This is a genomic window from Paractinoplanes durhamensis (assembly GCF_016862175.1).
GTDB lineage: Bacteria > Actinomycetota > Actinomycetes > Mycobacteriales > Micromonosporaceae > Actinoplanes > Actinoplanes durhamensis.
Window position 1 is genome coordinate 172,271 of sequence record NZ_BOML01000013.1, and the last position, 20,157, is coordinate 192,427.

A 20,157-nucleotide genomic window follows, 5' to 3' on the forward strand; every position below is an offset into this window, starting at 1 on the left:
CACGAGGAGGCTCATGTCCTATCCGGCGACCACGGCCCTCGACCGAGTGAGTCAAGCCACCGTATACATCACCGCGGGCCGACACACCGGAACCGGCTTCTTCATCGACCGGAACATCATCCTGACATGCGCGCACGTGGTCGCCCACGCGAAACGGCGCAGGCATGACGCCGCGAACCGGCTCGAGGTCGGCATCCGGGTCGGGGAGCAGGACGTCTCCGGGGTGGTCCTGAACCGCTATCCGTCGGGTAACTCCACCGGCGGTGCCCACCCGTTCCCCGACCTGGCGTTCATCGGCTTGGACGCCAACATCGACCACCCGATCGCCGAGACAGCATCACTGCTACTCAAGTTCAAGCAGAACCAGGACGCCGAGCTCATCGCGTATGGCTTCAACCACAGCGGGCCTCTAGGCAACGCCGCCGTCGACGTCGTCCGGATGGCGGTCGAGGGGCCGAGCGGGCCATTCGTCAAAGTGAGTGTCGAGACGGGTGTCGTTCCCGGCATGAGCGGGGCGCCGGTCATAGACAGATCCACCGGCCAAGTCTGCGCGATGCTCAAGTACTACGACTTCGAACAGAGGGCTGCCTGGCTCATCGACGCGGTCGACTTCAAGAACCGCTTGGATCGCATCCGCGGCGTCATCGGGCAGTTCACCCCGCGCAGACCGATGCTCTATCTTCCTGAACCGGGCAACCCTCTGCATCGGATGCTGGTCGCTCAGCGCCGGGTGGCCGAGGAACTGCCGTACCAGATCGTCGAGGGCGAGGTGCCGCTCTCCACCGTGTATGTCGAGCAGCGAGCCGAATCGTGGCGCGCGAAGCGTAACCGTGCCGTTGTCCAGGATGCCCTGGCGCCGCTAGAACCGTCTGCCATTCCGGCCACGGAAATGCTCAAGCGGCATCGCAACGCGCTCGTGATCAGCGACCCGGGCGGCGGGAAGTCGACACTGCTCCAACACATAGTGTCAGTGTCTGCGGCCTGGTGGTCACAGCCGGAACAGCCGGGCGAGGGCGAGGAGCCGCCGATCGGTCCCGTGGTGGCGATCCGCTGCGCGGCCACACGTCTGCTCACCAGCGCGAGCTGGTTCGACTCGGTGGCCCAGGCGGTCAACGCGGACCTGCACGGCTTCCTAGCTTCGTCGGTCACGGCGTCGCTGTTCGAAAAGCCTCCCGCTCCCGGAGTCGACTGGCTTGTCTTGATAGACGGTCTCGACGAGGTCTTCAACCCGCGGCAGCGGGCCGTTCTGATCAAAATACTCGCCGAGCACATCGCCACCTACGGCAAACAGGCCCGGTTCGTGGTGTCCAGCCGGATGCTGAGTGCGAAGGAGTTCCACAACCTGCGGTCGCTGGCGGCCGGTATAGATCAGGACCACCGGCTCGGCGAGTACAACCTCAGACCGTTCGATCGCACGGCGGTTGAGGAGTTCGCGCACCGCTGGTATCAGCTACGCGATCCAGCCGCCGCAGAACAACGCCGGGACAGCTTTCTGCGGCAGGTGGACTCCCACCGCATGATGCCCATCGTGCGGATCCCGCTGCTTTGCACGATCGCGGCGGACGTGCATCAGCACTACCCCGACGAGGAACTGCCAAAGGGGCGTACTGGTCTCTACCGGCGTTTCGTCGACACCCTCCTCAAGGGCCGGCAGACCTTCCCGGATGTACGGGCCAAGGTAGTCCAGCAGCTACGCGATCTCGGTGCCGAGGCGGAGGCCTTCGGCGAGACCTTGTTTTCGCTCAGACGGCAGTGCGTCACTCACCTCGCCGTCGAATGGCTCGAGCACCACCGGCATCCCAGCATCCCCGTGGTGCGGTCGTGGCTCGCAGCTCGGAACGTGCCGGTCCCCGAGGACGTCACCGACCAGCACATCACCGACTCGATCCTCAGCACGGGCCTGATCGTGAACCGCGCCGACGGACTGGAGTTCACGCATCAGAGCATCGCCGAGTACCTCTTCGGCCTCGAACAGGCAAGGGACCTTGACGGGGCGTGGTGGCTCGCCCAGGTCGAGGCCCACGGTGCGTCGAGCACCGCATTGTTCGCGCTGGGTGCCTACGCCGACGCCGGGCACGACCCGGCGCCGATGTTCCGGGGTCTGGCGCAGCCGGGGCCTGGCCGCCAGTACCCCCAGCTGGCGGAACTCGCTGCCGTGCTTGCGGACGGGTCCGCGGAGCCATCGGGCGGTCGGATGCTTGCCGACCTCACCATGGAGGCGGTGGAGAAGGCAGCGGTGGCGCCACAGCGAACGCTGCGCGCGGTCGGTCAGGCGGCCCGAGCAGTGCTGCACCGGTCGCCCGACGCGACACGGCTCGTCGAGTTGATCAATAGCCCAGACACCCCGGAACCGAAGCGCATCGAGATTGCCACAGTACTGTTCGCTGACGGAGACGCGGATATCCGCCAACATGGGCAGCGGGTACTTTCCCAGCTCGCGTACGGCGGGCGGCGCTCCGCGGAGATGCGGTTGCCCGCGCTGCGCGTACTGGCCGACGCCGGCGACGATCACGAGCGGCGCAGCGCCTTGCAGCACATCTCCGCCATCGCGCGCAGCGGGTCGGCGCCACACGTCCGGGTCACCACGATGGCCACCCTCATAGACCTCAGGGAGCCGGCGGATGCACTGGCAGCCGTGGCTGGCCGGCTGGTCGATCCGGGCCTGGAGGGCAACCGGCTCCTGACGATGAGCAGCGAGGTCCAGGCTCTCCAGGACCTCACCGACAAGTGGCTGAACACGAAGGCGGGACAGCCGAACTCCGAATCAGTCCGCAGCCCGCAGCCGGCGGTCGCCCAGGTCTGGTCCGCGCCGCGGACACTCACGACGGAGGAACGACGGGAGAAGCGGGTGGCGACGTTCGCCCTCGCCGATATCGCGGCCCGGCTGACCGGCCGGGTACCACCCGGCCGGGTCGAGGCCTCGATGTCCGCCGTCATGCACGACCGGTCGATCGGCTGGGACGTGCGGCAGTTCGCCGCCCGTTCCTTGGACAAGGCCGGACTAAGTCATGTCGGATCCGACCAGTTGTTGGACGATGCCGAGCGACCCGCCATCGTGCGTCTGATGGCGTGGTACGTAAAGCGGCGGGTTCACGATCCGACGAGAGCAGACGCCCTGCTGCGGTCCGTCGTGCGCAATCACCGGGCCGATCCAGCCGCTCGATCCTGCGCTCTGGGCACTCTGGCGACCAGGGGCGCCTCGGGCTGTGATTTCCTGGTCACCGTTGCAAGGGACCCGTCGGTGGAGCCGAGATTCCGGATCGAAGCAGCCACGGCTCTGGGCCGGCAGAGCAATCAGCTTGAGCTGGCACTAGGGATCCTCAGGAGGTTCGCCGAGGACGACGGCATCGGCGGTCGCGAGCGGCTGGCGGCCAAGGTGGCACGAGTGGGCCTGATCCTGGGGCCGGTCACGGAGCACCTCACCCACGGAGGACGGCTGACCCGGACGATCGAGGAGCTCGTCTGGGGCCCGCTATACGAACTGCGAAGCAGACTCATGTCGAAGATCGGCCGAGGACCACATCCGTTCCGGCTTCCCAGAGGTCGGCGCCGACCGTCGTGACCGCGCTCAACGGGCGGGTGCACCACAGCGATGCGGGATCATGCTCACAGGAGACCTCGTGCGCCGACCAGGCGATCCCGGCGAGCAGCGCCCAAATCGCCAGTCGATGTGTGTGTCGCAGCAATGAGGGCCCGCCGGCCAGCCGAGGGACTGCCCGCATTGTCCCGCGCCCGACAGAGGCGACCGCATCACCCAGACCATGGACGAGGCTCGGCGGCCACACGCCCATCGGTCGGAACGACAACGCCAGAATTCCCTGTACGAGGATGAGGACCAAGCACACAGCAACCACCAGCCCGGCGGCGATGGGGATGAAGACCCGGCCGATCACCCACGGCAGGAAACGGCGTACGACCCACCGAAGCGCGCGGTAGGCGATCAGCACCACCGTCGCGAACCATACATAGCGGCGCCAGTCATCGGCGGTGCGACTGGATACCCAGTCGATGATCCAAGTGGCCGCATCCTCAACCATCGCCGCCCGCAATCGCCGACGCGTCATCGCCGAGTGACACGACCGCCGCCCGGATCGTGGAGATCTCGATACCCTCGGCGCGCACCCGCTCCGGCATGCCGCCGGACTTCAGCGCCAGATTCAACTCCGTCGCATCTGACCAGGACAATGCCTCCACCACGGCGTCGATGGCGGCGCCAACGTGGTGCGGGAGGATGGCCATGACGTCGACCAGGTGCGACTTGACTACGAACCGGGGATCGATGACCTGCCAGGAGAACGTGACGACCAGGCTGACGGTGACCGTCCCGGATGCGCCGGTCACGTCGTGCGACATCTGCCCGTCATAGGTGGACACATCCACGACGTACAACCGGCTCGGCCGGACCAGCCACAGCTCGCCGAGCGTGAACCCGCCTTCCGGCCAGAAGAGCCGGTCCCCTCGGCTCAGGTAGACGTGAACCGCACCCGGCACATGCAGCGGCCGGCGCCAGGAGAAGCGCGGTAGCTCCTCGATGTACAGGATCGGATTGTTCTCGTCTCTCGGGAGCAGCACGGCCAGCCCCGATCAGAACCGTCCCGCGAAATAATCTGCGACGGAACGCTCTCCGTGGGCGACATCTCGCCCGGAATGGCCTCCGGACGGCGGCTTGGCGCCATCCACCGCGGCGGAGAAGAGCAACGGGAATGCGGCCCCCATCACCGCCACCTTCAGAGCCGACTGTTCCTGATCCCATCCGAAAAGGACTGCGCCACCGCCCAGGACGACCTGTAGCAGCGACGCGACCAGATCCCAGCCACGCGGCGGCTTTCCCTTGCGGACCGCCGGAAGCACCCGAATCACCTCCGCCAGGAACGCTCCGACAATGCCGACCAGCAGCGTGGGAACAAATCCCTCGATCATCCTGCCTCCAGTCTCCCCGCTCCGAGAGCCAGCAGCATACGACCTGAGCAGACCGCAGAGAATCGGTGAAACGGCGACGGCCGGGTGTCCAAACCGGATCGATGTCCGGGGCGGAATGTTCCGATGGTGGTACACGTGCCAGCTACGGCCCGAGGTATGGGCAATGTACTCAGCGGCACCTTCTTCCGGACCTGACATACGGCCCCTTGAACCACGCCATCGGCAACCCGACGTCGTGCCGCTACCCGTCACCGCTGTGGTTGCAGCGAGGCGCCCTCCTCCCCCGCATGCGCACCCGCCCGAGCTACGCCGACAACCTCCGCTGCCTGACCGAGGACCAGGACGTCAAATACCTGATCGTCCAGCCCACATGGTTCAGCATCCCGAAGTCGACCCCCGAGGTGCAGGCCCTGATCAACGACCGCTTCGACTGCTCCCCAGCGGCCCTGATCCCCTCCCCACCATCACTGGTCGTCTGCCCGGCCAGGGGGTAGTTAGCCGCACGGCGCGGGTTGTGTCGGCTCGCGGGTTATCGGGTCAGTGCGGTGCGGACGTCCACCCAGGTTTTGGTGTCATTTACGTCGGTCAGGCTGATCCCGTTGAGGACCTTCATCGTCTCGGCCTTTGACAGGCTGCCGGCGTCGCTCGCCACCTCGACGGTCACCTTGCCGCCCTCGGCGAGCCGGGTGCAGAGCCCCGAATCGCAGCCGGGTGTGCCGGGCGAGTCGGCGGTGTTGGCCGAGATCATGATCTGGAACGCGCCCCACATCATGTTGTCGTACGGTCCCAGGAGCCCCGTCTGGGGAAGCCCGCTCCTGGCGAAGATGAGACCGCTGTATTCAGTGGCGCTCGGGCCGCCGACGGCATCGAGGCTGCCGGTCATGTGGTCGCCGACGGCGAAGACGTCGTATCCCGCCGGGACGTAGCTCAACCGGAAAGGCACGGTGGCCGGCCGAGCGGCGGCCCCGGTGAGCGCGGCGGCCGTCGCCTCCAGCTGCCCCATCGTCGGCAGGTCGGCCCGGTCCGCGCTGCTGTCCAGCACCGCCCAGGCGTTCGGCGCGTACTCCCAGGCCAGCGTCCTGAGCCAGGGGCCGAAGCCCTGGTGATGCTCCGCCTTCAGCGCTCGGTGCCCCGCCACGGTGGTTGAGGTGGTGCCCGCCAGCCGCTGCACGGCGTAGGCGCCCGGCCGGTAGAGCGTGAGCGACGCGTCCAGCCTCGGCGTCATGTCGCGCCGGTCGGACACCTTCCCCCGGTGGCGGCTGTCGGTCGTCCCGTCGACCGTCACCGCGGCGATCTGGTAGGCGTTGCCCGCCACGATCGGGTTCTGCACGTGCACCGGTCCCACCGAGTACCCGGAAAAGGTGAACTCGAGCGGGTCCGCCAGCAGCGGGGCGGCCGCCGCCGTGGGGACAGAGGGGCTACTCGATGCGGCCACCGTCGCCGGCTGTTTATCGGTACGGGGCCCCATCGGCACCAGGGCGGCGGTCGTCACCGCCACCGCGGCTACGGCCGCCATCGCCAGGCCGCCCGCGAGTATTGTCCGGCGGCGCCGCTGCACCCGCCGCCCGGAGGCGACGATGTCGTCGATGCTCACCCGCAGGGGCGGCCCATCGTCGGTCGCCATGTTCACCACCTCATCCACGCGCACTGCTCCACACCTCCAAATCGCTCAGCTCGATATGTTCGGCGGTCAGCAGGTCGCGCAGCTTGCCCAGCCCGCGCGACACCTGGCTCTTGGCCGTGCCGGTGCTGCAGCCCAGGACCGTCGCCGTCTCCTCCTGTGACAGACCGAGGTAGTACCGCAGCACCAGGGCCGCCCGTTGCCGCGGCGGCACCAGCAGCAACGCCGCCCGCACGCGCAGGCGCTCGTCGCTGAGCGTCGCGGGGTCGCGCAGCATCACGTCCGGCATGGCGTCGCTCGCCGACCGTTCCCGCCGCCACGGTCGCCGCCGCTCGTCGATCGCCGCTCGGTACACCATCGTCTTCGCGTACAGATCGGGCCGGTCCAACCGGGGCCATCGCGGGTACAGCTTGGCGAGGGCGGTCGCGACCGCGTCCTCGGCCAGATGCCAGTCCCCGCAGGTGACGTACGCCAGATTCCGCAGCGGAAGCAGCTGCGCGGCGACGAAGTCCCGGAAGGCTTCTTCCTCGTCGGCTCTCACGGCGTTAAGACGAGCCATTCCGGTCGCAACGTTGCACCGGTCATCGAATTCACCGCGGAACCCCGAGCCGGCGGCCCTGATCCCCTCCCCACCGTCGCTGGTCGTGAGCCCGGTCAGGGGGTAGTGGCGTGCCGTCGCGCTTCGGCACTGCCGCCGGCCACTTTACGAGCTGGAACAACGTCCGTGGGCCGCGCACGCTCTCATGCGGCCGCCTGCGAGTCGTTGTCGTAGCTCTCCTGCCAGCTCGTCCAGGTTGTCTGCGGACGATGACTTTTGGACTGGTACATGGCTACGTCGGCCCGATGCACAAGCTGATCATGAGTGAGTTCGCCCGGCGCGCTGACGGCGACGCCGATGCTCGCGGCCAGGTCTACGACGGCGGCGCCGACAGCAACCGGCCCCAGCGCCGACGTGATCGTCTCGGCAACCTGGTGAGCCTGCCGCGGGCCGTCGAGGTCGGGCAGGACCACGGCGAACTCGTCGCCGCCCAGACGACAAGGTAGTCCGGGCATCTTCACATGGCTGCGCAGCACCTCGGCGAAGGCCTGCAGGACCTGGTCACCGGCAAAGTGGCCCAGGGTGTCGTTCACCTCCTTGAAGCCGTTCAGATCGGCGACGAGCACGCCGCAGCTCCGGCCGGTGCGAGCAGCGCGTTCGAGTGCGCGTGTCGAGGTCACCCGGAAGCGAGCGCGGTTGGCCAGCCCGGTCAGCGCGTCGGTCAGCGCCCGCTCGTCGCTCTCCCGCTGCACGATCGCCTGACGGCTGAGCACCAGAGCGCTGATGGCGGCAACACCGAGGCTGACACCTCCCCATGGGAACAGGGACCCGTCGTGCGCGGCGGTCGCGAGCAGAAGCACGTTGGCGATCGCCACCGCCGCGAAGGGAAGCATCGGCGCGGCAGAGAAGCTGAGGCTTCGGACGGCCTGGCGGGTCGGAGCGGCGCATTGCTGCAAGGCGGCGGAGGCCAGCACTGCGTCCGCGGTGATCCAGAACAGGAACTGCCAGTACGAATGCGCTGCGGCCTGACCGCTGTGGTGCAGGTAGCTATGGAACGCGTCGCCCACGAACAGGACCAACGCACCCGCGGCGAGCAGGCGCAACGGCTGGGGTTCGGAGGTGTGGGCGCCGCGCATCAACGCCCGGGCGACGCTGTAGAGCAGGGCGAGATCGGCCAGCGGATAGACGGCGACTTCCAAGATCACGGAAGGCGACAGTTCATGGCGGCTGACCTCGGGACCGATCGCGGTCTGCCACAGCAACATCGCGCCGCTGACCAGCACGATCCCGGCGTCCAGCCCAGCCTTGAGCCGGCCGCGCCGATCCTGTGGTGCCAACGGGAACAGCTGCACCGCCACCAGCAATGTCAGTACGAAAACAACGTGGGTCACGTCGTCGGCCGTGGTGAACCGCTGATGATCGAACAGCAGGAGAGCGATCGGGGTGCCGGTCAGCACCGCGAAGCTGACCGCGACAGCGCGCCAGGCAGCATGACTCCGGCGGGACAGCCCCGGGGTCCGCGCGGCGCGGATCGAGGCGACAAGGCCCACGACACCCAGCGTGATCCGGCCCGCCTCGGTGATCAACGAATACGACCCGACGCCATTGCTCAGAGCCGCCATCGACAGTCCGACGATGGCGGCATAGAGCATGCCCAGCATCGCCCGCGGCGACAGGCGAGCTGGCCGTATCCGCATGATTCCCCCTTTCACCCCGGTCTTGTCAGCGTATTTACGGCTACCTGATACGCGCGTCGATAACCGGCAAGAGGGTCCGCCGGCCGCACCGCGCCCAGCCGTTCCATGGCAGATCGACGCGGTCAGGCCCCGCGGTGTTCCGAGGCAGGAGGGTCCGGGCCGAAGCTTCGTTCAGACCAGGACATCGATCGGCTCGGTCACGCCCACTCCCGAAGCGAAGTGACGCAACCGGATCGCCATCGATTCGGTGAGGACCTCTCCCCCGCGGATGAGGATCAATCCGGTCGTCGTGACCACGTCCTGCTCCACCTTCATGCCGACGGTCAGCTCGGCGCCCTTGACCCGCCGTGGGCGCCGCACGATCGACTTCTCATGTGCGGCGAGTACGTGGTCCAACAGGTCGGCGCGATAGTTCCCGCATCCGGCCAGGTCGTTGTGCACTCGCCGCGGCTGGAGACCCGCGTCGACTCCGGCGATGAAGGCCATCACCGTGGCGTAGACATCACGGCCGGTAGTTCCGGCCTCGGGAGGATCGGCCCTGGCGGACATCGGCATGATCGCCTCCGCCAGGGTCACCGGCTGCGCCGCGACCCATTCGGCGATGTCGTGGAGGCGGGGGATCCGGCGGATCAGATCCGCCCCCAGAGCCGGGTGCGAGTGATAGATGGCCTCGGCCTCCCGGCTGATCTGGCCACCGGCCCGGACCTCCGTGAGGACCTCGGACGGAACCGCCATCATCCCCACCTGTCCCAGCATCGCAGCGATGCGCAGCTCCCAGGGATCGGGGACCACTACCCGTTGCAGCATCGCGGCGACGATCGCCTTGACTCGTTCGGTGCGGGCGAACTCCGTGGGATTGGAGACGGACATCAGCTCCGTGAGCACTCCGACGGCGCCGTTGAGCGTGTGGTCCAGCAGTTCCCGTTCACTCTGTACCAGCCGGTACTGCGCGAGTGCCGCGTCCAGGGCACGAATCATCTCCGCGCTCTCGCAGGGCTTGGTCAGGAACCGGAAGAGGTTGCCGTCGTTCACCGCGGCGATCGTCGCGCTGAGCTCGGCCTGCCCGCTGAGGACCATCTGCACCGAGTCGGGCGACGCGTCGTGCGCGTGGCCGAGGAACTCGGCGCCGCTCATACCGGGCATCATCATGTCCGAGACCACCACCGCGTACGCGGAGTCGGCCTTGTCGATCAACGCCAGGCCCTCGGCTCCGGAGGCTGCGGTGTCGACCTCGTAAAGCCCGTGCAGGGTACGGCGGAGACCGTCCAGGATCCGCACCTCGTCGTCGACGATCAAGACGCGATCGGCCACCGGTCCTCCAAACTCTGGCGACGTCGGACATCAGATCGTCTGCGGTCGAGGGTGGCGAGCTGACGAAGATAACCGAATTACCCACTATATCCGGCTATACGCGTACGCTTCTCATTTCAGGCAAGGCGGAGCCGGCGGGGAGGCCCGGTGTCAATTCAGGTAAGTCCCACGGCGAACGGTGTGGTGATCACCCGGTCGGCGGTCACGCACCGGGCTGATGCGGCCGGAGCCATCGCTGAACTACGCGATCAACTGGGTGACACAGCGGATCTGTATGCGATCTTCGTCAGCACCAGTTACGACCTGGACGAAACTGCCACCGCGATCAGCGCGTGGTGCGGCGACCGGGTGATCGGGTGCACCAGCTCCGGCAACATCGGCCCCGGCGGCTATGACGCCGCCGGCATCTCGGCGATCGCGCTCTCCGGTGGCGGAGTGCACGCACGCACGATCTCCCTGAGTCCGCTGACCGATGTGCAGGGCACCCTGGAGCAGGCCGGACCTCAGCTCGCCGAACTGCACGCCATGTGGGAGAGCGCCGACGGCTTCGCGATCCTGCTGGTCGACGGCCTGAGCATGCGCGAGGACCGGCTGGCCGCTGGGTTGATGGCGACGCTGGGCGACGTGCCGATCATCGGTGGATCGGCTGGTGACGCGCTGACCTTCTCGCATACTGCCGTGTACAGCGAAGGCCGGTTCGAGGCTGACACCGCCACCTTCACCATGGTGACGCTCGACGGTCCATTCGAGCTGTTCCGGCTACAGCACCACGAGCCGACGGATCAGGTGCTGGTGGCCACCGCGGCTTCGCCCGATCGGCGTTTGGTCCAGGCGTTCAACGGCAGGCCGGCCGCCGAGGTCTACGCCCAAGCGGCAGGGGTCGATGTCGGGCAACTCGGACCCGCGGTCTTCTCCGCACACCCCCTGGTGCTGCAGGCGGCGGGCGGAAGCTGGATTCGCAGCATCGCGGCGAACGAGGACGACGGAAGTCTCAGCCTTCTCGCCGCAGTGGACGTCGGCGAGGTCCTCCGGCTGGGCCGATCGGCCGGAATCGTCGAAAAGCTCGAAGAACGGTTCGCGATACTGGCCGAGTCCCTCGGCGGCATCAACGGCGTCCTGACCTTCGACTGCGTACTGCGACGCCTCGAGTTCGAGGAGCACGGCCTCAACGACGAGATGGGCCAGATCCTGGCCCGCAACGGAGCCTGCGGCTTCAGCACCTACGGGGAGCAGTTCAACGGCATGCACATGAACCAGACCCTGGTCGCGGTCGCCTTCGGTGGCTCGCCGCATGCCAACTGATCCCCCGGACCGGGAGGGGCGGAGCGGGTGAACGAGGTCACCGACGTGACGGCCTCGGCCGAGCAGATGATCGCCGGCCTTTCCCGGACGGTTGCCGAGCAACGCGTCACGATCGAGGCGCTGATCGGGGCGGCCGAGCGGCGCACCGCCAGCGAACCGGACAGCGCGGCCATCGCCACCTGGCAGCGCAACCTGACCCTGCAGCGTCGAGTGGCCGAACGCACCAATCGGGTGCGGGTGGCCGAACGGCTCCTGCGGAGCGTCATCGACTCGTTGGACGCGGCCCTCTGCATCCTGGCGGCGGATGGCGCCATCATCGACACCAACCGCGTCTGGGACCAGATGGTCAGCTCGCACGGCAATGACGACTTCCTCACCCTGGGGCAGACACGCCCGGGTGGCCTGGGCGAACTGTTGAGAGACGCCGCTGCCGCGGTCACCGAGGTGCTCGCCGGTGGCACTCCACAGGCCGGCACCGAGCGTGCTGTGCTGGTCGGTACCGAGCAGCGCTGGTGGAAGGCCCGAGTCGATCCGGTCCGTGGGCACGATGCCGCCCAGGCCGTGGTGACGGTCACCGACGTCACCGGACAGGTCCGCACCGCGGAGGAACTGCGCCAGGCGACCAAGGAGGCGAGGCGTTTGGCGCTCGTGGCGCGGCACATGGACGACGCCGTTGTCATCGCCGACGAGCACGGCGTCATCGAATGGGTCAACGACGCCTTCACCGCGATGACCGGGTACACCGCGGCGGATGTGCTGGGCCGCCCCCGGACCGGCCTGGCGACGATGCAGTCGTTCCCCACCCTGGACGAGATCACGGCGCCGAACGGCGAGTTCGTGCTCCCCGAGATGCTCGCCCGGACAAAGGACGGCCGGCCCTACTGGCTCAAGGTCGAACTCTTCCGGGTGGTTGACGAGGACGGCGTCGTTCGGCTCGTCGGCGTCGAACGCGATGTCACGGCCACCCGCGAGGCCGCGGAGACCCTGCTCGAGGCGATGAGGCACTCGGAGGCTCTGGCCCAGGAGCTGTCGACCGAGAAGGCCGTGCTGACCGGTGTGATCTCCTCCATCCCGCACCTGACCTATTGGAAGGACTCCGCCGGCCGCTATCACGGGCACAACGAGGCGTTCCTCGCGATGCGAGCCGTCCCGTCGGACACGACCCTGCTGGGACGTACCGAGCTGGAGCTCGGATTCACCGACGAATTGTCGGCCATCCTGCTCGATGTCGAGGAGCAGGTCCTGCGGAGCGGTCAGGCGGTGGTGGACCGGCAGATCACCGTCGCCCGGCCGGACGGGGCCACTCGGACCGTGCTCATGAGCGTGCTTCCCCAGCCGGATGCGACCGGTCAGGTCGGTGGCCTGATCGGGGTGGGTGCCGACGTCACCCGGGTCAGCGAGCTCGAGCGGCAGCTGAACCAGGCCAACCGTCTCGAAGCCATCGGGCAGCTGGCGGCCGGAATCGCCCACGAGATCAACACACCTATCCAGTTCGTCTCCGACAACACCCGCTTCGTCGAGCAATCCCTGACCCAGTTGCTCAACTTGGCCGCGCTTGCCAACCGGTCCCGTGCCGATCCGGCCGGCGGTCCAGCGGCGGCGGAGCTGACCCGAGCCTTGGCCGAGGTCGACGTGGACTTCCTGGTAGCGGAGATCCCCGCGGCGCTCAGCGAGTCGCTGGAAGGACTCGAGCGCGTGGCACAGATCGTCCGGGCCATGAAGGACTTCTCCCACCCGGGCCAGGGGCGAAGCGCGATCGACCTCAACCGTGCGATCGAAAGCACCGTCCAGGTTGCCCGCAACGAGTGGAAGTACTGCGCCGAACTTGATCTGCACCTCGGCCCCGACGTCGCGCTCGTGCCCTGTTACGAAGGCGAGTTCAAGCAGGTCGTCCTCAACCTCATCGTGAACGCCGCGCACGCTATCGAGGCCCGCCCGCGCGACGGCGGTGGTCTCGGTCTGATCCGGATCACCACGACTCGCTTCGCCGACCGGGTCGAGATGTCGGTGGAGGACGACGGCACCGGCATGGATCCGGCAACCCAACAGCGGATCTTCGATCCGTTCTTCACCACCAAGGAGGTCGGCAAGGGCACCGGCCAGGGTCTGAGCATGGCGTACGCGAGCATCGTGCAGAAGCACAGCGGCGCCCTGCGAGTGGAGTCCACACTCGGGGCCGGCACCACATTCACCGTCGTGCTGCCGACCACGACAGCCGCCGAGCCGGTGATCCCATGACCGATCTCCTTCCCAAACCGAAGGTGCTACTGGTCGACGACGACCCCCGCATCCTCGCCGGTCTGCGCCGGCAACTGCACCAACGGTTCCTTGTCGCGACCGCCGGCAGCGGCGTGGAGGCGCTCACGTTGGTCGCCGCCGAGGATGACTTCGCCGTCGTGGTGAGCGACATGCGCATGCCCGGCATGGACGGAGCAGCGTTTCTCGCCCGCGTCCGGGTCGAGTCGCCACGAAGCACCCGGGTCCTGCTTACCGGCCAGACCGAGCTCAGCGCCGCCGTCCGCGCCATCAACGATGGTCAGGTCTTCCGTTTCCTGAGCAAACCGTGCCCGCCCGAGGTTCTGGAAAAGTGCCTTCAGGAGGCCGTCGCCCGCCACCGGGTCACGCTCGACGAACCACGCCTGTCACCAGGCTCGGTCGGCGATCGGCGGCTGATGGAGCTCAACGACCGGGGCGAGGTGGTCGTTGCGCATCAAACTGACAAGGGGAATCGCCAGTTTCGTCTTCAGTACCAGCCGATCGTGTCGCTCGACGACAACGGAGCGGTCGGCGTCGAGGCCATACTCCGTTGGATCGATCCCCAACCCGGCCGGTCGACATCAATGGCCGCAGGCGGAGCCCGCGGCCTGCACATGCCCCTAGGTCGATGGATGACGGCCGCTGCCTGTCAAGAGGTCGCGTCCTGGCCGGCTACCGGATCCGATCCACTGGGCGTGCACATCAAGCTGTTCCCCGGGCATCTGGGCGACCCTGATCTCATCGACGACCTCGCCCAAACCCTGATCTTGAGCGGGCTGGAGCCGCACCGGGTGACCCTCGAGGTGCCGCAGACGCTCGCCCTCGGCGCGTCCCTCCCGTTCGCCCCGCTCGACACGATCTCCAGGTGGGGCGTGCAGCTGGCCCTCGGCATCGACGAATGCCCACCGATGCCGTCCAGCACTGTGCAGCGACTCCCCTTCAGCGCCGTCAAGATGGGCGTACGACAAGCCGCGCACGAACCCGACAACACCGAGGCTCACCGCACATTCGGAGCCGGGACCGAGTTGGCACGCCAGCTTGGAGCGTCGATCATTGCCGACGGTGTCGAATGCGCCAAGTGCCAGGTAACGGCTCGGACGGCCGCTTGCCGGTTCGCTCAAGGCTCCTACTACGGATCACCGGCGGATCCCGGTGACCTGCTGCCCGGCCTCGTGACGGGTCGCCGCTGAGCCGACCCCACCCTCGTCTGCTCGGTGAATCAGTTGTGGCATCCGGCCGACCGGGCCGAACCCGAGAACGTCAGGCGAATCCGCGCAGGCGCATCAGGGCCTCGGTGTCGACGTCGCGGCCGCGGAAGTTGCGGAAGGCCTCGTCCGGCGCGACGGCATTGCCGACGGAAAGGATGTCGTCGAGGAATGCCTTGGCGGTGGACGGGTCCCAGACGCCCTTCTCTTCGAACAGCTCCCACGCGTCGGCGGTCAGCGCATCGGCCCAGAGATAGACGTAGTAGCCAGCCGAATATCCGTCGCCCGAGAAGATGTGGCCGAACTGGGTCGGGCGGTGGCGCATGACGATTTCTCTCGGCAGGCCGATCTCGGCCATGCTGGTCTTCTCGAAAGCGTCGGGATCGATCGGCGCGTCCGGCGTTGCGGCCAAGTGGATTTTCATGTCGTAGATCGCCGAGGCCAGGAATTCGACCGTACTGAAGCCCTGGTTGAACTTCAGTGACTTTTGGATCTTGGCGAGCAGCTCGGCGGGGATCGGCTTGCCGGTGTCGACGTGCAGGGCGAAGCGGTTCAGCAGCTCCGGGGTCGGGAACCAGTGCTCGTTGATCTGGCTCGGGAACTCCACGAAGTCTCGCTTGACCGACGTGCCGGCCACGCCGGGATAGGTGACGTTCGAGTTCAGGCCGTGCAGGGCGTGGCCGAATTCGTGGAACATCGTCACGGCGTCGTCCCAGGAAACGAGGACGGGGCCGGAGCCGGACTTCACGAAGTTCGCGTTGTTGGAGACGATCGGGGTGACGTCGTCCTTGAAGCGCTCCTGGGTGCGGTACTCGTTCATCCACGCACCGGAGCTCTTGCCGGCGCGGGCGTAGGGGTCGAAATACCAGAGGCCCACGCGTTTGCCGTCGCGCGTCACCTCGTAGACCGACATGTCCCCGTGGTAGACGGGCAGACCGTCGAGTTTGGCGAATTGCAGGCCGTAAAGCCTTTCGGCGGCCCAGAACATGCCGTCGCGGACCTTGTCGAGCTGGAGGTATTGCTTGACCTCGTTCTGGTCGAGGTCGTACGTCGCCTTGCGCACCTTCTCCGAATAGAACCGGTGGTCCCAGGCCTCGATCGTGATGCCGGCGCCTTCTTTGTCGGCGATCGCCTGCATGTCGGCGATCTCCTCCTGGGCGCGCCGGGCGGCCGGCCCCCAGAGCTTCATCAGCAGGTCCATGGCGGCCTGCGGCGTCTTCGCCATGTTGTTCGCGACGGCCCAGTGGGCGTGTGTCGGGAAACCGAGCAGCCGGGACCGCTGGGTACGGAGCTGGAGGATCTCGCTGATCACGGCCTTGTTGTCGGTGGCCGTACCGTTGTCACCGCGCATGATCCACATGCGCCAGCCCTTTTCCCGCAGGTCACGCTTCGCGGAATAGGTCAGGAACGGCTCCATCGAGGAACGCGTGTTGGTGAAGACCCACTTTCCCTTATCGGCGGCCGCCGCGCGCACCGATTCGGGAAGGCCCTCGAGATCTGCCTCGGTCTCGATGGTGAGCCGGTAGTTCTCCTCGTCGGCAAGCTCGTTCTGGCCGAACTTGGTGTAGAGCGAGGCCAGCTTCTGATTGAGCTCCTTCAGCATGGCCTGGTCGGCGTCGTTGAGCGCCGCGCCTTGCCGGGTGAAGTTCTGGTAGTAGTACTCGACGAGGCGATTCTGCTCCGGCGACAGGCCGGCGGTGGCCCGGCCGTCATAGACCGCCTTGATCCGGGCGAAGAGCCGGGCATTCTGAATGATGTCGTCGCCGAAGGCCGAGAGAACGGGCGACATCTCGGTCTGCAGATCCTGCATCGCCTGGTCGTTCATCGCCGAGGTGAAAGTGCCGAAGAAACGTTGAGCGCGATCGAGAGCACGCCCGCTGTCTTCCAGCGCGGCGATGGTGTTGGCAAAGGTCGGTGCTCCGTAGGTGCCGGCGATCTCGGCGATCTCGGCCCTGCTGAGCTCCATACCCTTCTCGAGCGCTGCCTTGATCGACGTCGGGTTCACCAGGTCGAAGGCCGGGTAACCGCCATGCTCTCCAGTCCACACCTCGATCAGCTTATCCTCAGGCCCGCCCCCGGCCGCGAAGGCGAAGCCGGAAAACCTGAGCGAGCCGAGTACGGCCACGGCGGCGGCGGACCGCAGAAAGACGCGGCGTTGCATGGAAGGTCCTCCGGCATCGGTTCGGTACGGCCGCATGCCGCCCACGTTCGTTATGTCATATTTCCACACTTTAAGAGGCTTTTCGCGTACGCCACCACCGCGCACGTTCGGATGATCGCTGCTCCTTTCGGCGCGATTGTCTGGTTCCGTCGCCCGTGTTGATGGGCGATGCTCGTGCCATGGCGGTCCGCGCGGACGAGTTCGCCCAGGCGATGGCGTTGGTGGCGGACGCCACGCGGGGGCGCTCCGGCGCGTTGCCGGTCTCCGACTCGGGGCCACCCTCGCGACGGCCGGCCACCGCCCCCGGCCGCCACGGCAGACAGGCGGACCCACCGGCGGGGCGCTCCTGGCAACCCGTGGCGGATCGGACCGCGGAACGACAGCGCTGCCCAGAGGATCCGCCACCCGAGGTTTTCACTCCGGTACCGGTGGGTTATGACTCCACCGTCACCCCACTGCGCGTACGGCAACAGAGGCTTTCGACCCTTCGTGCGGGCCCGGCCGAGCATCCGGAACCGGTGACCGCCGTACGGATCAGGGCAGGAACTGGTGCTGGACCAGGACGACCTCGCCGTTCTTCACGGAGAGCCGGAACAGGGTGTGCAGCAGCCGCTTGCCGAGCCCGGCGACGCTCACCTCGACATCAGCCGTCGAGCCGTGCCGGCCGGCGGGTGAACTGCTCGATGTCGCCGACGGTCACGTCGAGCAGCTTGTAGGCCAGGTCCGCCAGCGCGCGGGCGGTAGCCAACTCGTCGCCGATCTCCGGCACCTCCGCGTCCACCGGGTTCCGGTGCGCCTCGCCGTCGCCGCGCAGCGGAACACGGGCGTCCGTGCGCAGGATCGCCGTGGCATGGGTGCGACGGTCCTGCTCGCTCTCGGTGATGTTCACCTCGACCGTCCAATTCCGAACGTGTGCCATCACGCACCTCCTCCTGTCGTGTCCACCTCCATGGCAGGTCACGACCGGCGGGGCGGACAGTGCCCATCGGCCGCAAGTCACGGGTCGGCCGTCCCTGACCGGCATGCCCGCTACGTGCGCACGGTACGGAAAGACCGACGCTTCGGGGGTTCAGCCTTCCCCAGGTGTCCGGGCCGACCACACCGGCCGACGACGGCAGGGTGTCGGCCTGGTCGTTCTCCCTTCTGCTGGGCCCGGTGCCGGAAGCAGTCTCCGGACCGCGACTCCGATCACGCACCGTTCAGGAAGGCGTCCAGGACGATGCGGGACGGGCCGGCCTGAATGGATCCGACGCCCGCCCGGATCGGGTGGTCGCCGAAGAGCATCACCATCGGGCCGATCGGAACCACGTACGCGGTCCGGCCCTGGTCGTTCGTGATCAGCTCGCCGTAGCCGTGGTAGATCGCTTCCACGTCGCCGAAGGACATTCCGACCCGTGCTCCGGCCGCGGTCCGCACCGACCCCGTGTCGGTCTCGATCACGATCAGGGCGCCGTGGTGGAACGTGAGAACGAGTTCGCCGCCCCACGTGCCCCCGGACCCGGCAAGCTGGGCGCCCGTGCCGTCCGGGTCGGTGGACCAGCTGATCAGGCCGGCCGCGGCGAGCCGCTCCAGGCTGATGCCCATCCGGAACGGTCCGGCGCCGAGGACCGTCATCACGTGATCGGACGCCGGCGACGCCGCGGCCGCCGGTCCGTTCGTCCCGGCCACGACCCCGGCGCCCAGCAGGACCACCGCCAGCAGGGACAGGATGCGATTGCGCACAGACATGACGCCTCACCTCAATCGAGGTTCTCGGCCGGGAGCGGTGTGCATATGACCGGCTCCGCCATGGCGGGAAACGGCCACCCGGCCGTGATTCCACGGTCGAACCCGCGTCCGGTCGATCGACAGAGCCGAAAGTCATCGGCTGCACGCCGGGTCCGCGGCCGGGGACATTGGGATACGCCGGGAACCGCCGCGTCGCCCTCAGCTCCCGGGGACACCCGGCGGGACTTGCGGCCCGGGCACCGGTGACCTGCCGCACTCACCCGCCGCGACGGATCGGCGGATGATCGACGGAGATCGAAGTAAGCGCGCCAGGACCGCCGTCGGCGCCCGGAGCCGGACGCACCACCTCGCCGACCCAGCCCGGCGGAACCGACCCGGAAGGAGTCACCATGAATGCCCGGAAGATCGTCATCGGGTACGACCACTCCACCGGCGCCGCCGACGCCGCGCAATGGGCTCTCGACGAGGCGGAGCGCACCGGCGCCCCCGTCGAGTTCTTCTACGCCTACGAGTGGCCGACCTGGTCCCCCGCCGCCCGGTACGTGCCGGGCGGCGTGACCTGGCCGGGCGGTGAGACCGAGCTGGAGGTCGAGGGTGCCTTGGAGGCCGCGGTCGCCAGGGCCAGGCGGGACCATCCGGCCCTGTTGATCACATCGCACGCGGCCGACGCGGTCGCGGCGGTCGCGCTCGTCGAGCGCTCAAGCACCGCCGGCCTGGTCGTGCTCGGCAGCCGTGGGCACAGCGCGGTCGTCAACCTCGTCGGCTCGGTGGGGGTCGCGGTCACCGCCCACGCCCACTGCCCGGTCGTCGTCGTCCGCGGGCAACCGCCGCGCGACGCGCCGATCGTCGTCGGCATCGACAGTTCCCGGGCGGCCGAGGCGGCGCTGTCCTTCGCGGTCGGCCGCGCCGCCGCCCGCGGTGTGGCCCTGCGGGTGGTCCAGGCATGGAAGCCCGGTGGTCCCGCACCGGCCGAGAAAGAACACCGGCTGTTCGAGGACCGGGTCGCCGGCCTGCGGGCGAAGCATCCCGGGCTGACGGTCTCCGCCGAGGCGCCCCATGAACATCCGGCGGCCGCCCTCGCGAAGGCGAGCGCCACGGCCCAACTTCTGGTGGTCGGGTCCCGCGGCCGTGGCGCCCTTCTCGGCATGATGCTCGGGTCGGTGAGCCAGCATCTTTTGCGCAGCTCCGTGTGCAGCGTCGCCGTGGTCCACGAGAACATGAGCGCCGCTTAGCGCCGCCTGGCTCCGGTCACTGAGCGCCGCGGGGACGCCGCGGCCGGCCGGACCGGCCGAGCGCGCCGATCACATCGACGCCCAGGCAGACGAACAGCGCGATGCCCCAGTTGTTCCACGGACCCCACGACGCCACGTCCGGTGTGCCCTGCACGAGCCAGACGATCAGCCAGATGACGGTCATCA

At 67.9% G+C, this 20,157-nt stretch carries 17 protein-coding genes; 6 read left to right on the forward strand and 11 right to left on the reverse strand.

What is annotated here, in order from left to right:
- The first annotated feature begins 13 nt into the window (after positions 1 to 13).
- Positions 14 to 3,562, forward strand: a complete 3,549-nt coding sequence (locus Adu01nite_RS07525) for a serine protease (protein WP_203725793.1) — start codon at positions 14 to 16, stop codon at positions 3,560 to 3,562.
- Here the strand turns inward: Adu01nite_RS07525 and Adu01nite_RS07530 are convergent.
- Genes Adu01nite_RS07530 through Adu01nite_RS07540 form a run of 3 tightly spaced genes read right to left on the reverse strand, consistent with a single transcriptional unit; the run spans position 3,495 to position 4,920 of the window.
- A complete protein-coding gene (locus tag Adu01nite_RS07530; protein WP_203725794.1) occupies positions 3,495 to 4,037 on the reverse strand; it encodes a hypothetical protein in 543 nt (180 codons plus the stop codon). The genes Adu01nite_RS07525 and Adu01nite_RS07530 overlap by 68 nt on opposite strands.
- Positions 4,030 to 4,572 carry a hypothetical protein gene (locus tag Adu01nite_RS07535; RefSeq protein WP_203725795.1) on the reverse strand — a complete coding sequence of 181 codons (543 nt, stop codon included), beginning with the start codon at positions 4,570 to 4,572 and terminating at the stop codon, positions 4,030 to 4,032. Before Adu01nite_RS07535 ends, Adu01nite_RS07530 begins: the two co-directional genes overlap by 8 nt.
- A 12-nt stretch (positions 4,573 to 4,584) precedes the next feature.
- A complete protein-coding gene (locus tag Adu01nite_RS07540) occupies positions 4,585 to 4,920 on the reverse strand; it encodes a hypothetical protein (protein ID WP_203725796.1) in 336 nt (111 codons plus the stop codon).
- 287 nt (positions 4,921 to 5,207) lie between these two features.
- Here Adu01nite_RS07540 and Adu01nite_RS07545 point away from each other — a divergent pair, with 287 nt between their 5' ends.
- On the forward strand, positions 5,208 to 5,414 hold the full coding sequence (locus Adu01nite_RS07545) for a hypothetical protein (protein ID WP_203725797.1): 207 nt from the start codon (positions 5,208 to 5,210) through the stop codon (positions 5,412 to 5,414).
- Positions 5,415 to 5,449: 35 nt separating this feature from the next.
- Here the strand turns inward: Adu01nite_RS07545 and Adu01nite_RS07550 are convergent, their stop codons facing one another.
- The 4 genes from Adu01nite_RS07550 to Adu01nite_RS07565 all read right to left on the reverse strand — a co-directional run bounded on the left by Adu01nite_RS07550 (position 5,450) and on the right by Adu01nite_RS07565 (position 10,087).
- Positions 5,450 to 6,544: a hypothetical protein gene (locus Adu01nite_RS07550; RefSeq protein WP_203725798.1), complete on the reverse strand. Its 1,095-nt coding sequence runs from the start codon at positions 6,542 to 6,544 to the stop codon at positions 5,450 to 5,452.
- 10 nt (positions 6,545 to 6,554) lie between these two features.
- Positions 6,555 to 7,082 carry a SigE family RNA polymerase sigma factor gene (locus Adu01nite_RS07555; RefSeq protein ID WP_203725799.1) on the reverse strand — a complete coding sequence of 176 codons (528 nt, stop codon included), beginning with the start codon at positions 7,080 to 7,082 and terminating at the stop codon, positions 6,555 to 6,557.
- 200 nt (positions 7,083 to 7,282) lie between these two features.
- Positions 7,283 to 8,731: a GGDEF domain-containing protein gene (locus tag Adu01nite_RS07560; protein WP_239132214.1), complete on the reverse strand. Its 1,449-nt coding sequence runs from the start codon at positions 8,729 to 8,731 to the stop codon at positions 7,283 to 7,285.
- A gap of 216 nt (positions 8,732 to 8,947) precedes the next feature.
- Positions 8,948 to 10,087 (reverse strand): response regulator, encoded by a 1,140-nt coding sequence (locus Adu01nite_RS07565; protein WP_203725800.1) that lies wholly within the window; start codon positions 10,085 to 10,087, stop codon positions 8,948 to 8,950.
- A gap of 147 nt (positions 10,088 to 10,234) precedes the next feature.
- Between Adu01nite_RS07565 and Adu01nite_RS07570 the strand changes: the two genes are divergently transcribed.
- The 3 genes from Adu01nite_RS07570 to Adu01nite_RS07580 are packed head-to-tail and all read left to right on the forward strand — an operon-like array spanning position 10,235 to position 14,835.
- Positions 10,235 to 11,389, forward strand: coding sequence for an FIST N-terminal domain-containing protein (locus Adu01nite_RS07570; RefSeq protein WP_203725801.1), 1,155 nt, complete (start codon positions 10,235 to 10,237; stop codon positions 11,387 to 11,389).
- Positions 11,390 to 11,416: 27 nt separating this feature from the next.
- Positions 11,417 to 13,627 (forward strand): PAS domain-containing sensor histidine kinase, encoded by a 2,211-nt coding sequence (locus tag Adu01nite_RS07575; protein WP_203725802.1) that lies wholly within the window; start codon positions 11,417 to 11,419, stop codon positions 13,625 to 13,627.
- Positions 13,624 to 14,835, forward strand: a complete 1,212-nt coding sequence (locus Adu01nite_RS07580; protein ID WP_203725803.1) for an EAL domain-containing response regulator — start codon at positions 13,624 to 13,626, stop codon at positions 14,833 to 14,835. Before Adu01nite_RS07575 ends, Adu01nite_RS07580 begins: the two co-directional genes overlap by 4 nt.
- Before the next feature lie 70 nt (positions 14,836 to 14,905).
- Here the strand turns inward: Adu01nite_RS07580 and Adu01nite_RS07585 are convergent, their stop codons facing one another.
- The 3 genes from Adu01nite_RS07585 to Adu01nite_RS07595 form a co-directional block, all read right to left on the reverse strand.
- The gene (locus tag Adu01nite_RS07585) at positions 14,906 to 17,011 is read right to left on the reverse strand and encodes a M3 family metallopeptidase (protein WP_203725804.1); all 2,106 of its coding nucleotides are present in this window, start codon (positions 17,009 to 17,011) and stop codon (positions 14,906 to 14,908) included.
- A 643-nt stretch (positions 17,012 to 17,654) separates the two neighbouring features.
- On the reverse strand, positions 17,655 to 17,930 hold the full coding sequence (locus Adu01nite_RS07590; RefSeq protein WP_203725805.1) for a DUF1876 domain-containing protein: 276 nt from the start codon (positions 17,928 to 17,930) through the stop codon (positions 17,655 to 17,657).
- 269 nt (positions 17,931 to 18,199) lie between these two features.
- On the reverse strand, positions 18,200 to 18,739 hold the full coding sequence (locus Adu01nite_RS07595) for a hypothetical protein (RefSeq protein ID WP_203725806.1): 540 nt from the start codon (positions 18,737 to 18,739) through the stop codon (positions 18,200 to 18,202).
- Positions 18,740 to 19,128: 389 nt separating this feature from the next.
- Between Adu01nite_RS07595 and Adu01nite_RS07600 the strand changes: the two genes are divergently transcribed.
- Positions 19,129 to 19,971, forward strand: a complete 843-nt coding sequence (locus tag Adu01nite_RS07600) for a universal stress protein (protein ID WP_203725807.1) — start codon at positions 19,129 to 19,131, stop codon at positions 19,969 to 19,971.
- 16 nt (positions 19,972 to 19,987) lie between these two features.
- Here the strand turns inward: Adu01nite_RS07600 and Adu01nite_RS07605 are convergent, their stop codons facing one another.
- Complete coding sequence (locus tag Adu01nite_RS07605; RefSeq protein ID WP_203725808.1) at positions 19,988 to 20,155, reverse strand: hypothetical protein; 168 nt, start codon at positions 20,153 to 20,155, stop codon at positions 19,988 to 19,990.
- Between the last annotated feature and the right edge of the window lie 2 nt (positions 20,156 to 20,157).